Annotated in this window: 13 protein-coding genes; 6 read left to right on the forward strand and 7 right to left on the reverse strand. The window is 69.7% G+C overall.

The window, feature by feature from the left end; genetic code table 11:
* A complete protein-coding gene (locus LUX31_RS02695) occupies positions 1–672 on the reverse strand; it encodes a succinate dehydrogenase (protein WP_235479774.1) in 672 nt (223 codons plus the stop codon).
* A 130-nt stretch (positions 673–802) separates the two neighbouring features.
* On the opposite strand from LUX31_RS02695, the gene LUX31_RS02700 reads away from it, so the two are divergent.
* Positions 803–1,687 (forward strand): LysR family transcriptional regulator, encoded by an 885-nt coding sequence (locus LUX31_RS02700; protein ID WP_235472902.1) that lies wholly within the window; start codon positions 803–805, stop codon positions 1,685–1,687.
* A gap of 107 nt (positions 1,688–1,794) precedes the next feature.
* Here LUX31_RS02700 and LUX31_RS02705 read toward each other — a convergent pair whose 3' ends face one another.
* The 4 genes from LUX31_RS02705 to LUX31_RS02720 form a co-directional block, all read right to left on the reverse strand.
* Positions 1,795–2,166 (reverse strand): nuclear transport factor 2 family protein, encoded by a 372-nt coding sequence (locus LUX31_RS02705; RefSeq protein WP_235472903.1) that lies wholly within the window; start codon positions 2,164–2,166, stop codon positions 1,795–1,797.
* 6 nt (positions 2,167–2,172) lie between these two features.
* A complete protein-coding gene (locus LUX31_RS02710) occupies positions 2,173–4,317 on the reverse strand; it encodes a putative bifunctional diguanylate cyclase/phosphodiesterase (protein ID WP_235472904.1) in 2,145 nt (714 codons plus the stop codon).
* On the reverse strand, positions 4,314–5,126 hold the full coding sequence (locus LUX31_RS02715; protein ID WP_235472905.1) for an SAM-dependent methyltransferase: 813 nt from the start codon (positions 5,124–5,126) through the stop codon (positions 4,314–4,316). The genes LUX31_RS02710 and LUX31_RS02715 overlap by 4 nt, the downstream gene beginning before the upstream one ends.
* A gap of 407 nt (positions 5,127–5,533) precedes the next feature.
* Positions 5,534–6,511: an SCO0930 family lipoprotein gene (locus LUX31_RS02720; protein ID WP_235472906.1), complete on the reverse strand. Its 978-nt coding sequence runs from the start codon at positions 6,509–6,511 to the stop codon at positions 5,534–5,536.
* Between the two features lie 299 nt (positions 6,512–6,810).
* On the opposite strand from LUX31_RS02720, the gene LUX31_RS02725 reads away from it, so the two are divergent.
* From LUX31_RS02725 to LUX31_RS02735, 3 genes are all read left to right on the forward strand, one after another.
* A complete protein-coding gene (locus LUX31_RS02725; RefSeq protein ID WP_235472907.1) occupies positions 6,811–7,572 on the forward strand; it encodes a hypothetical protein in 762 nt (253 codons plus the stop codon).
* 18 nt (positions 7,573–7,590) lie between these two features.
* The gene (locus tag LUX31_RS02730; protein ID WP_235472908.1) at positions 7,591–8,355 is read left to right on the forward strand and encodes a bestrophin-like domain; all 765 of its coding nucleotides are present in this window, start codon (positions 7,591–7,593) and stop codon (positions 8,353–8,355) included.
* A gap of 277 nt (positions 8,356–8,632) precedes the next feature.
* Positions 8,633–9,157, forward strand: a complete 525-nt coding sequence (locus LUX31_RS02735) for a hypothetical protein (RefSeq protein ID WP_235472909.1) — start codon at positions 8,633–8,635, stop codon at positions 9,155–9,157.
* 97 nt (positions 9,158–9,254) lie between these two features.
* On the opposite strand, the gene LUX31_RS02740 is transcribed toward LUX31_RS02735, so the two are convergent.
* Positions 9,255–9,743, reverse strand: coding sequence for a hypothetical protein (locus tag LUX31_RS02740; RefSeq protein WP_235472910.1), 489 nt, complete (start codon positions 9,741–9,743; stop codon positions 9,255–9,257).
* A gap of 343 nt (positions 9,744–10,086) precedes the next feature.
* Here LUX31_RS02740 and LUX31_RS02745 point away from each other — a divergent pair, with 343 nt between their 5' ends.
* On the forward strand, positions 10,087–10,749 hold the full coding sequence (locus tag LUX31_RS02745) for a class F sortase (RefSeq protein WP_235472911.1): 663 nt from the start codon (positions 10,087–10,089) through the stop codon (positions 10,747–10,749).
* A gap of 54 nt (positions 10,750–10,803) precedes the next feature.
* On the opposite strand, the gene LUX31_RS02750 is transcribed toward LUX31_RS02745, so the two are convergent.
* Positions 10,804–11,649: a polysaccharide deacetylase family protein gene (locus LUX31_RS02750; protein WP_235472912.1), complete on the reverse strand. Its 846-nt coding sequence runs from the start codon at positions 11,647–11,649 to the stop codon at positions 10,804–10,806.
* A 145-nt stretch (positions 11,650–11,794) separates the two neighbouring features.
* Here LUX31_RS02750 and LUX31_RS02755 point away from each other — a divergent pair, with 145 nt between their 5' ends.
* On the forward strand, positions 11,795–12,271 hold the full coding sequence (locus tag LUX31_RS02755) for a universal stress protein (protein ID WP_235472913.1): 477 nt from the start codon (positions 11,795–11,797) through the stop codon (positions 12,269–12,271).
* Positions 12,272–12,318 lie beyond the last annotated feature (47 nt).

The raw sequence follows: 12,318 nt of genomic DNA on the forward strand, positions 1-12,318 counted from the left end.
TCAGCTCACCACTCCGGTCATGACGCCCACGGGTACGGCGAGGAAACCGGCCGTGAGCAGCAGCGCGAGGACGTTGGCGACGGACTTGAGGGCGCGGTCGCGGCTGCGGCTGCCGACGCCGAGGGTCTGGGCGGCGCTCCAGAAACCGTGCCGGATGTGCAGGCCGAGGGCGAGCATCGCGACGATGTAGATGACGTTGCCGTACCAGGTGGAGAAGGTGTCGACGACGTTCTGGTAGGGGTGCCCCTCCTGGAATCCGCCCGAGTGCACGGTGCCGGTGGTCAGGTCGAGGATGTGCCAGACGATGAAGAGGCCGAGGATGATCCCGCCCCAGCGCATGGTGCGCGTCGCGTAGCTGGCCCGCGCCTTCTTGTGCACGTACTTGCTCGGCCGGGCCCGGATGTCGCGGCGGCTGAGCTGGTAGGCGGAGGTGGCGTGGGCGACGACGGCGACCACGAGGACGATCCGGATGAGCCAGAGCGTCCACTCGTAGTGCATGAAGGGCTCGCCGACCGTGCGCAGCCAGTGGGCGTAGTGGTTGAACTCGCCGGGCCCGAAGAAGATCTTCAGGTTTCCGATCATGTGAACGACGAGGTACAGGAGCATGATCAGGCCGCTCACGGCCATCACGGTCTTCTTGCCGACGGACGAGTCCCACACGGTACGCGCCATCGACGGCCGTCGGTCCGTCCGCGTTGCCAGAGCCATGGATCAGACGCTAGGCGGCGGGACCCTGATCGGTCCAAGACATGGTCCGGCTCGTTTCGATAGCCAATGCCTATGCAGGCAGTACGCTGGCCGTATGCAGTTCCAGCAGCTCCAGTACTTCGTGGCGGTCGCCGAGACCCGGCACTTCACGCGCGCCGCGGATCTCGTCCATGTCGCGCAGCCGTCGCTGTCCCAGCAGATCAAGGCGCTGGAACGGGAGTTGGGGGCCGAACTGTTCCTGCGGGCACGCGGCAACATCACGCTCACGGACGCCGGCGAGGCGCTCCTGCCGCTGGCCCGGCGCATCCTGGCCGACGCGGACACGGCCCGGCACGAGGTGCAGGAACTGGTCCAGCTCCGGGCGGGCCGGATCCGGCTCGGCGCGACCCCGAGCCTGTGCACGGGGCTGCTGCCGGAGGTGCTGCGCGCGTTCCACGACCGCTATCCCGGCATCCGGCTGCTGATCGAGGAGGGCGGGTCGCACGACCTGGTACGGCAGCTGGCGCGAGGCGCCCTGGACCTGGCCCTGGTCGTCCTGCCGCTGCCGACCCCGTCCCCGGCGCTGACCACGCTGGAGGTGCTGCGCGAGGATCTGGTGGTGGTGTCGTCCCCGGAGGCGCCCGCACCCGGCCGGGGCCGGCGGACCGTCAGCATCGCCGACCTGGAGGGCGAGCGCCTGGTGATGTTCCGACACGGCTACGACCTGCGCGAACTGACCGTGGCCGCGTGTCGCTCCGCTGGGTTCGAGCCGGAGTTCGCGGTGGAGGGCGGCGAGATGGACGCGGTCCTTGGTTTTGTGCGGGCTGGGCTCGGCGTGGCCGTCGTACCGCGCATGGTGGCCAGCCGGTCGGGGCGTGGGCTACGGGTGACTCCGTTGGCTCGGCCGGGGTTGTTCAGGGCGATCGCCCTGGCCCACCGAAGCGATGTGGCTCCGCCTCGGGCGGCTCGGGAGTTGCAGCGGATGCTGTTTGAACGGTAGTTGACGGGGACGTGGGGGTTGTGGACACAGCTCAGGCCGTCCGTGGCTGGTCGCGCCCGCGCGGCGGAGCCGCAAATGTCACAGCCCCGCGCCCCTTTGGGGCGCGTCTATGGCACCGGAGTTCCCTGGTGGTAGTACATGCGCCAACCCGTCTCCTCGTCCTGCTTGCGCCATAGAGAGCTGCGGCGGGCCCTGTTGCCGTCGAAGACCGTCTCGAACGTGAGGTGGATCAGGCCGGGGGCCAGGAGGACGCCCCTGATCGCCGACGGCTCGTAGCGCGGACCCCCCGCCGAACTGCCCGGCTTGGTGGGCAGTTCGGCGATCGTCTCCTCGTACGTGTAGCGTCGGCCGGAGGCGCCGACCTCCACGAACTCGGGGTCGATCAGGCGGGCGGCCTCGCCGGAGGCACGGAAGGCGGGGTCCATCAGGAGCAGTTCGCCCTCGATGGCCTCCTTCGCGTCAGCTGATTCCTGGGTCAAAAGGTCTCACCCCGTCGCATCCACCAACGCCAGCTCGTGCAGCCGCTCCGGTGGGCCCGGGCGGGCGTAGTACCAGCCCTGGGCGGAGTCGCAGCCGAGTATGCGGAGTTGTTCGGCCTGGGCGCCTGTTTCCACTCCCTCGACCGTCACCGCGAGGTTCAGACTGTGGGCCAGGGAGACGATTCCCTCGACGATCTTGAGATCGACGGGGTCCGCCGGGAACTGTTGCATGCCCTGAGTGAAGGAGCGGTCCAGTTTGAGGATGCTCACCGGGAGACGGCGCAGGTTGGCGAGGTTCGAGTAGCCGGTGCCGAAGTCGTCCAGGGCGATGTCCACGCCCATTTCCGCGAGGCGGCGCAGGGGTTTGAGGAGGTCGTCGTCGGCGCCGATCAACGCCGACTCCGTCACCTCCAGGCACAGCACCTCGGGTTCCAGACCCGCGCGTTCCAGGATGTCCACCGTGTCCTGGACGAGGCCCGGGTGGGTGAGCTGGCAGGGGGACAGGTTGACGTTGATTCGGAGAGGACCGCCTGCCGGGTGGCCTCCGTAGCGTTCCTGCCAGTCTCGGGCCTGGCGCACCGACTGTTCCAGGACCCAGCGGCCCAGCGGGACGATCAGGCCGGTGTGTTCGGCGAGCGGGATGAAGCGGTCGGGGCCGAGGACGCCGTGCTGCGGATGCAGCCAGCGCACCAGGGCCTCGGCGCCACGGACGCTGCCGTCGCCGAGGTTGACCAGCGGCTGGTACTCGATGAAGAACTCGTTCCGGTCCAGCGCGGCCGGCAGGGCCGTCGTCAGGCCGTGACGCGTGATCGCCTTCAAGTCGGCCTCGGGGTCGGCGAGTTCGAAGCGGTTGCCGCCCGCCGACTTGGCCCGGTACATGGTGATGTCGGCGCTTCGGAGTACCTCCGCCGGGCCGCGCTCCCCCGCCGGGCCCTCCACGATGCCGATGCTGCCGCGCACGGTCAGCTCACGGCCGTCGACGCTGACCGGGGCGATCAGCGCGTGCATGATGCGGGCGGCGAGTTCGTCGACCTCGGCCTCGGTGTCGGGGCCGGTGGTCAGCGCCACGAACTCGTCGCCGCCCAGCCGGGCCACCATCTCGCCCGGCGCGGTCGCACAGGACTGCAGCCGGTCGGCGACCTCGACGAGCAGCCGGTCGCCGGCCGCGTGGCCGAGGCTGTCGTTGATGGTCTTGAAGCCGTCGAGGTCGAGATAGCACAGACCGAAGCGCTGGCCCTCGCCCGCCGTCACGGCCTTCTCCAGGCGTTCGAAGAACAGTGTGCGGTTGGGCAGCCCGGTGAGCGCGTCGTGCGTGGCCTCGTAGCGCAGCCGGAGGTTGAGGAGCCGGCGCTCGGTGGTGTCCTCCATCAGGGCCAGCTGGTACTGCGGCCGGCCGTCGGCGTCCCGGAGGAGGGAGACCGTGAGGTTGGTCCACAGGACCGTTCCGTCGGGGCGGTAGAACGCCTTCTCGGCGTGGTAGTGCTCGCGCTCGCCCTGGACGAGTTCCTCGTACAGCTTCCAGACCTGGGGGCCGTCGTCCGGATGGGTCCACTCCGTGACCTTGCGGCCCCGTACGGTCTGCTCCGAGCCGCCGAACATGCGTTGCAGCGCGCCGTTGATCTGCAGGATGTTGCCGTCGAGGTCGGCGATGCCGATGCCTATGGCCGCGCCCTCGAAGACCGCGCGGAAGCGGGCCTCACTGTCGTGCAGCGCCTCGGCGACCGTGCTGCGCGCGCTCTGCGCGGCCCACGCGATCGCCTCCTGCTCGGCCAGCGTCCGGTCGCGCAGCGCGCCGGCGTACCCGGCGGCCATGGCGTGCTGGAGCCTCGACGAACGGTTGCGCAGATCCTCCTGCGGGCCGTCCTCACCGCAGTACAGCACCAGATAGGCGTCCACGCAGTCGAGCGAGCGGCTGAGCGCCTCGGGGTCGGTGCAGTGCGCGGCGACCAGCGCGGCGCCGACCGCCCTGCCCTCCTCGGCGTCGAACGTCCTGGCCCGCAGCGCCTCACTCAACCGCCCGGCGAGCGGCAGGAGTTGCTCCTCGAACTCCGGCCGGGTGAGCGACGTGGAGGTCACCTGGTACACCGACCGGCTCCAGATGGTCACGAACCGGCGCAGTCTGTCCTGGGGCCCGTCCGGCTCCGCGGTCACGCCGTACGCCCCACGCCGGCGAATCCGGAGAAGGAGTACGCGTCCTCGTCCTCCGGTGCCGTCTCCGGCCGCCAGCGCGGCATCGGCACCAGTCCCGGTTCCACCATGTCGTACCCCTCGAAGAACCGCGCGATCGAGTCGCGCGAGCGCATGACCAGCGGGTTGCGAATGTCCTTGTATACGTCGACCGCGCCCTCGGCCCGCTCCGGCGGCAACGGGATTCCCTCGTACGAGGCATGCGACAGGACGAGCAGGCTGCCGGGCGCGAGCGCGTCACGCAGCTCGGCGACCGCCGCGTACGGGTCGTCCATGTCTTCCACGAAGTGCAGTATGGCAACGAGAAGCAGGGCCACTGGCCGGTTCTGGTCGATCAGACCCCGTACCTGTGGGCTGTCCAGGATCTCCCGGGGCTTGCGCAGATCGGCCGCGAGGACGTCCGCGCGCTCGTCACCGGCCAGGACCACCTGGCTGTGTGCGACGGCAACGGGGTCGTGGTCGACGTACATCACCCGAGCCTCCGGGCAGACCGCCCGCGCCACTTCGTGGACGCTGCCGAAGGTGGGAATGCCGGAGCCGATGTCGAGGAACTGGGTGATGCCCTCGGCGGCCGCGAATCGAACGGCCCGGCGCATGAACGCACGGTTCGCCTGCATGATCTTCGGAAGTCCCGGCATGAACTCCATGGCCCGGCGGGCCGCTTCCCGGTCGACCTCGAAGTTGTGCGAACCGCCCAGGTAGAAGTCGTAGATCCGGGAGACGCTCGGCACCGAGATGTCGATGCCCCGGGGGGCCCAGGCGGGACGCTCCATCTATCTCTCTCCAAGGAGTTGGCAGGCGTTGGCGCTCCAGTGTTCGAGCTGAGGTTACTGATCGCCTGCCAAAGGAGCGAGCGGAAACGGAAATTGACCATCCGTTCCCGGTCACTGCCTGCGGCACGTGCCGAATTCAAGTACCGCGAACTCTCTACGAAATGTATCCGGAGCATTCCAAAGAGTTCCCAAGGGTTACGAACAGTGGCCGCCGACTCCCGTGGAAACACGGCGAGTCGGGGACGATTCCCCGACAAATCGCCCTGCCTGTCGACGCGTTGCGGAGTCGCCGAGTTGTCGCGGAGTCACGGACATGCCGAAGCGACCTGCTCCCTTCACGCCACACGGACCGTGTGCGGCACGAAGGGAGCAGGCCCGGAGAAGTCGGCTTCTGCTGCTGCCGGTTACTACTCGTTCGGCGCGCCGACGAGCTTGCCGTCGGGTGCCACGGCGTACCAAGTGCCGCCGACGCCCTGGCCGTTGGTGTCGCCCGGCTTCTTGTCGTTGATGAAGGTGTAGATGGGCGAGCAGTTGACCGTCATCTGCTTGACGTTGTTGTCGGGCCGGGTGAAGCTCATCAGGCCCTTCTTCTGGACGCCCTTGGTGTCGTTGACCTCGACCGGTGCGACGACCGGCCACTTCTCGAGGCAGGCGCCGACACAGGCGGAGACGGGCTTCGGCCAGGCCTCGTCCTTGATGAAGCGGTAGACCGTCATGCCGTTCTTGTCGACGACGATCTCACCGAGCTCGGCGTCGTTGCGGGTGGACAGGCCGGGCAGCGAGGCCAGCGTGGCCTTCTTGCCGTCGGGAGCGAGGCCGTACCACTTGCCGCCCACACCCTGGCCCTTGATGTCACCGGCCGCGGTGTCCTTGGCGTAGTAGTAGGCGGGCCAGCCGCCGACCGTCAGCTGCTTGGTGCCGTCGGCGCGGGTCACCTCGCCGAGCAGCGCGGCATCGATACCGGCACCGGCCGTGACATCGTCCGCCGGAACCGGCGGCCAGGCGGTGGCGCAGTCGCCGTCACAGTTGGACTTCGGCGGTTCGGCCGTGTCCGCGTCGAAGCGGTAGATCGTACGGCCGGCGCTGCTGGCCAGCACCTTGCCGATCTCCGCGCTGGCGACAACGTTCAGCTGGCCCGCAGCGGCCTGGCTGCCCGCGGCGGCCTGCTCTCCATTGGCATTCGTACCGGTGTCGGTACCCGTACCCGTGCCTGTACCGGTACCCGTGCCGGCCACGGTTCCGACGCCACCGGCGGCGGCGGGTGCCGCCGCGCCGACGTTCTGGCTGCTCGTGTCGGTGGCCTTGTCCTGACCGCACGCCGTCGTAAGCGCCAGCACGGCCGCAGCTGACGCTACGAGTGAGGCGCTCCGCCAGGAGGTCTTCATAATGAAACTCCCCGTAATCGTTAGGGTGTTGCGACGCCCTGCTGGGCCGCCGCACGGTCCTAGGTACGGGCGGGGATGGTCACTGTGTTCAACCTCTGCACAAATTTCTTTCCGATCCCTGTGGCCCCACCCGTCACTGCCGGCACACCGTCATCCGTCACACCTCGTACACGAGGACGGATCACAGGACACAGCTAGAACGCCTGATCCAAACCGCGGCACGACATATGTCACTCGTTCGGGGCAATCTCCTCGCGCTCCCGCGCGCGCGAGAGCGCCCAGCGCACATGATCTTCGTCGTGTATGGACCCACACGGACCCGATTCGCCCTCGCCATACGGGTGTTGGCGCTGCTGGCACTGACCTGGCTGCTCGTCGGCGTGCCGATCGGCATGGCCGGCGCGACGACCTGTGTCTCCGTCGCCACCGAACAGGGCGGCGGTACATCGGTGACGGTCACCGGGAACGGCGCCACGGTCGCGGTCGGCACCGGCGTCCCGGCCGCCACCGGAGACGGAGACGGCTGGTCGGTCGACGCGGGCAACGGCGGTGCGGCGGTCACCGGAAACGGTACGGCGGTGGTCGTCGGCACCGGCTCCTGGTGCCCGACCCCGACACCACCGCCGCCCTGCCCCACCTCGACGCCCACACCCACGCCGTCACCGACCCCCACACCCACGCCGACTCCCCCGCCCGCACCCACGCCCACGAAGGAACCGCCGCCACCACCGAAGCCGAGTCCCACACCCACCCCGACGCCGACCCCGAAGCCCACTCCCCCGCAGAAGCCGACACCGGTACCGGAGCCACCGGCCGCTCCGCCCGCCCCGGCTCCGCCGCCGCCTCCCGCGCCGGCGCCCACCCCCTCGTACACACCGACGCGCACCCCGAAGCCGAGCCCGAGCCCGAGTCCGACGGCGTCACCGACGACGGTGAGTTATCCGCCGTACCACGTGTCCGCCCGCAAACGGACCGTCCGCAGTGGCCCGTCGCTCGTCTCGCTCACGCTGCTCGTCACCCTGCCCGCACTGATCGCCGTCATCGCACTGCGTCCGCGCTGACCTCTTGGAGGCATCCCCTTGTCGGAATGGCTTGTTCTCGCCCTCGCGATCGCGGCCGCGTGCGCGGTCGTCGTCATCATCACCGTCGTACGGGATCGCAGGGCCCCGGAGGACGAGGATCCGTCCGACACCCCGGACGTGATCGAGTACATGACGATGTGGATCGGTGTGGTCTACGCCATCGTGCTGGGCCTGGCCATCGCCGGTGTCTGGGAGGCCCGCGGCGTCGCCCAGGACCATGTGTCGACCGAGGCGCACGCGCTGCACGAGATCTCCGAGCGCGTCCGGGTCTATCCGCCCGACGTCCGTGACCGCATTCGGGACGATGTCAACGCCTATGTCGGACACGTCGTCAAGACCGAGTGGAAGGAGATGTCCGACAACGGCAAGGTGACCGAGCGGGGCGACCAGCTGCTGGACCGTATCCGCGCCGACGTCACGGACTACGAGCCGAAGACGGACTTCCAGGCGCAGGCCTACCAGCCGCTCCTGGACCAGGTGACCACGGCGGACCAGGCCCGTACGGCCCGCGCCGACTCGACCGGGCCGACCATGCCGGGCGTCGTGTGGTTCGGCCTCATCGCTGGAGGCCTGATCACGGTCGGCATGATCTTCGCCCTCCAGATCCGCCGCACACCCCGCGAGATGATCCTCGCCGGGCTGTTCTCGACCCTGATCGCGTTCCTGCTCTTCCTCATCTGGGACTTCGACGCGCCCTACAGCCGTGGCATCACCGCCACGGCGGAGCCGTTCCTGACGCTCTTTCCGGGCGCGGACCGCTGAGACCGTCCACGGATGACCGCTCGCGACCGGCGGGGACCCGCTGACGGTTCCTCACCGGCCGCGGCCACGGGGGACACCCGCCACGCGCGCGTGTCCCCCGACTCGCTCAACGGAATCCCCTGACCGGCCCACATCCGTGCCCCATTCGCACGACACCGATCGCGCGTACGCACACGTGTTCCTAGCGTTTCGGTCATCGAGGTGCATTTCTGGCGCGAACGGTATGGCGCGAGCGGAAAAGGTCCGCAGCTGCTCCTCGGGGACCCGGAGGACTCACATGCGCGCGATACGCGTCGCCTCGGCCGCACTGCTGGGCGTCACCGCCCTCACCCTCGCCTCGCCCGCCGCCCACGCGGCCGTCTCGGACAACAGCGTCACGTCGTTCGGGTTCAGTGTCGTGCCCTCGACGATCGCGGCGGGCGGGCAGGTCACCCTGCGCGTGGACAACTGCAACGACGACACCCGGGTGTCCTCCGGTGTGTTCGATCCGATCACCATCCCGAAGGGGCAGTCGTCGGTGACGGCGAAGGTCGACTGGGACGCCGAACCGGGGGCCGCGTACCGGGTGACGTTCACCTGCGGCGGCGAGAGCGGTCACACCGACCTCACCATCGCCGGCGGCAACCCCAACGACCCGACGCACCACCCCGTGCCGATCCAGCGGGGTGTGCACGCGGGCGAGGGCGGCAGTGTCGCCGGCTTCGACCTCAAGGAGATCGGCCTCGGCGCGGCGCTCATCGCGGGGTCGCTGGCAGTCGCGTACCACTTCTCCCGCCGCGGTACGGGCGACGGCGGCGCCTGACCCGCCGGCACCCGCACAGCCCTTCGCCCCGGATACCCGTCAGGGTCCGGGGCGAAGGGCTGTCGACGTGCGGTCCGCGCTCCGAAGGGGATGAGCGTCAGATCCGGTTCTCGGACCGGCGGCGCATCCAGAACACACCACCACCGACGAGCGCGGCGGCCACAAGACCGCCACCGATCGCCATGTCGGCCGGTGTGGCCCCGGTGGACGTGCTGCCGCCGAGACCGCCCCGGACACCGCCGATGACCGTGAAGACACTGGTGAAGGTCTTCGACTTGTTCTCACAGTTGGTGGTGACGCTGTACGAACCCGCGGTGGCGTTCGAGTTGACGGTCACCGTCGCCGTCGCCGTGCTGCCGCCCATCGACTTCAGCTTGGTCGCCGGGAAGGCGTTCGAGCTGACGGTGCTGCCCTGCATGGTGCAGGCGGAACCGTTGACCGTGAGGACCAGCTGGCCGCCCGGGGCGATGACGCTCGGTGCGGCGGTGACGCTGGTCGGTTGGTCCCAGGCCGAGGCCGCCGGGGCGGCGAGCCCCACCGCGGCAGCCGTGGCGGCAGACACCACCAGGGCACGAGTAGTACGCATGTTGAACCTCCGCGGAAGGCGCCCCGGGACCCGTCCCCGGTCGATCGGCGAGAAAACGCCTCCCAGACGAACCCTCAGATGCCGTGCGCGCAGCCGCATTTCGGGAATGGTCCGTCCTGGTGAGGGGACACGCCGGGCAATGACCGCACAATCAGATATTGCCGCAGGTCACGGACCGTCAGAAAAATACTTTTTCCCGCGACCCGGATGGCTCACGAACGCTTCACGGACGACACAAGCGCCACCCGTTCGCTGCTGCCCCGTCGCCGGTTTCCCGCCGGGCACTTAGCGTTCTCGTATGCGCGATTGACCCGGCGACGGCCGGGTCGAGAGGGGAAGGCGAATGTCTGCGTCCGAGCTGGCGGAAGAGGAGGAGCGGCGGAAGAAGCGCGCTCCGTGGGGCGTGATAGCGCTTGTTCTGCTGACCGGCCTCGCGCTCATTCGGAATGGTTCGGGAGAGTTCGAGGTGGGTCCGCCGCAGCCCGCGTCGGCGGCGGCAGCGGACAGCCGCCTCCCGGGCGGCACCTTCTCCAGCACCCCGGCCGCACTGCCGTACTCCGTGGTCGACCGGGTGCGGATCCCGGCGATCCAGGTCGACGCACCGGTGCTGCCGGTGGGTCTGGACGCGGCCGGATGGGTGGACGCCCCGCCCGCGGAGGACCCGAATCTGGCGGGCTGGTTCACCGGTGCCGTGTCGCCCGGTGAGAAGGGCACCGCGGTGGTCGTCGGCCATGTCGACAACAAACAGGGCCCCGCCGTGTTCTACGGACTCGGGGCCCTCAAGAAGGGACATCGTGTCGAGGTCCAGCGCCAGGACGGAAAAGTGGCCGTCTTCGAGATCTACGGCATCGAGGTCTTCGAGAAGGACAACTTCCCCGGCGACCGTGTCTACGGCAGCAGGAACACCCCGGAATTGCGGGTCATCACCTGCGGGGGCGGTTTCTCCAAACAGAACGGCTACAACGGAAACGTCGTCGTTTTCGCCCGCCTGGTCGAGGTCCGCTGAGCGTTCCCCGACCGGGCGGGCGAAAGCCCGTGTCCAGTGACTCCGGTAATTCCGTTACGTGTAATGCCGTGTCGGTACGGTGATGCGGTACCCGGAATCCAGCAGTTCCGGCAGATAGTCGCGCAGCGCCCGGACGCTCTGTGAGCGGTCGCCGCCCGCGTCGTGCGAGAGCACCACGACCCCCGGGGCGGCGCCGCGCTCGACCCGGTCGACGATGGTGTCGGCGCCCGGGGCCATCCAGTCGAGGGTGTCGACGGTCCAGGCGAGGGGTTCCATGCCGAGGTCGGCGCCGATCTGGAAGGCGGCCCGGTTCCACGCGCCGTAGGGGGCGCGGAACCAGACGGGCGCCTCACCGCAGGCGTCCTCGACGACCTCGCTGGTGCGTTCCATCTGGGAGCGGATCTCGGCGCGGCTGAGGCGGGTGAGCAGCGGGTGGGACCAGGTGTGGTTGCCGACGACGTGTCCGCCCTCGGTCATCTCGGCGAGCAGGTCCTTGTTGTGGACCGCCATCTCCCCGCACACGAAGAACATCGCGCGGACGTCGTGCTCGCGCAGGGTCCGCAGGATGTCCGGGGTGTAGCGGGGGTCGGGGCCGTCGTCGAAGGTCAGCACCATGGTGCGGCCACGTCCGGACACCCGCAGCAGGGGCTCGTGGCGGACCAGGGTGCGGCCGTGCGCGGCGGCGGGTGGCGGGCCGTAACCGGTGAGGGGTTCCAGGCGGTATGCGGAGGGCTTGAGCGCGCGGTGCGCCGGGGGGCCGGCGGCGGGGGCGGCGGGCTTGGCGGCCGGGGTCCCGTCGGGGCCCACGGTGAGCAGCGCGGCCGTACCGGCCGCTCCCACGGCGGCGACCCCGCCGATCGTCAACACCCGGCGCCGTGTGAGCAACTGATCCTTCGTCATGACTCATGAGTCGCCCGGTACGGACCCGACGCCCCGCATCGACACCGGTGCGGCGGCAGGAAAGCACCCGCCTGGACCAGTACGCGCCGATCAGGCCCTCCCCCCGCGTCTCCTGCAGGCCCCGGGCGCCCGATAGCCTCGCGGTGTGACGGAAGAGCAGCACTCAGCCCGGTCAGGGCACCAGTTCGAGCGGGGCACGGACGGTCCGAAGGTCATCGTGGTCGGCGTCGACGGCTCCGACTCCTCGCTCCGCGCCGCCGCCTACGCCGCGGGACTGGCCCGGCGCCAGCACGCGCTGCTCGCCCTGGTGTACGTCCAGCCGGTGATGGCGGCGGGCGCCGCGTTCGGGGCGCCGGTGGCGGAGACGACGGACCAGATCGCCGAGGACCTGATCGCACAGATTCGCGAGGGCACCGACCAGGTCAAGGGGATCTTCGACGTCCGCTGGGAGTTCCACACCTTCCGCGGGGACCCGTACGCCGGGATGGTGAAGGCCGCCGACGATCTCAAGGCGGACGCCGTGGTCGTCGGCGCGTCCGAGCAGGCGGGCCACCGGATCATCGGCTCGGTCGCGATCCGGCTGGTGAAGGCGGGCCGCTGGCCTGTGACGGTCGTGCCGTAGCAGCGACCGGGGGCACCGCTGGCCCGTCGTCGGACCGGCCGGCTGCC

The organism is Streptomyces sp. GQFP (genome assembly GCF_021545335.1).
GTDB lineage: Bacteria > Actinomycetota > Actinomycetes > Streptomycetales > Streptomycetaceae > Streptomyces.

What these genes read in the sequence shown, in the direction of transcription:
- LUX31_RS02715 (WP_235472905.1), bottom strand. Translation starts at nt 5,126, where the DNA reads ATGGAGCGTCCCGCCTGGGCCCCCCGGGGCATCGACATCTCGGTGCCG.
- LUX31_RS02720 (WP_235472906.1), bottom strand. Translation starts at nt 6,511, where the DNA reads ATGAAGACCTCCTGGCGGAGCGCCTCACTCGTAGCGTCAGCTGCGGCC.
- LUX31_RS02740 (WP_235472910.1), bottom strand. Translation starts at nt 9,743, where the DNA reads ATGCGTACTACTCGTGCCCTGGTGGTGTCTGCCGCCACGGCTGCCGCG.
- LUX31_RS02750 (WP_235472912.1), bottom strand. Translation starts at nt 11,649, where the DNA reads ATGACGAAGGATCAGTTGCTCACACGGCGCCGGGTGTTGACGATCGGC.
- LUX31_RS02695 (WP_235479774.1), bottom strand. Translation starts at nt 672, where the DNA reads ATGGCGCGTACCGTGTGGGACTCGTCCGTCGGCAAGAAGACCGTGATG.
- LUX31_RS02735 (WP_235472909.1), top strand. Translation starts at nt 8,633, where the DNA reads ATGCGCGCGATACGCGTCGCCTCGGCCGCACTGCTGGGCGTCACCGCC.
- LUX31_RS02745 (WP_235472911.1), top strand. Translation starts at nt 10,087, where the DNA reads ATGTCTGCGTCCGAGCTGGCGGAAGAGGAGGAGCGGCGGAAGAAGCGC.
- LUX31_RS02700 (WP_235472902.1), top strand. Translation starts at nt 803, where the DNA reads ATGCAGTTCCAGCAGCTCCAGTACTTCGTGGCGGTCGCCGAGACCCGG.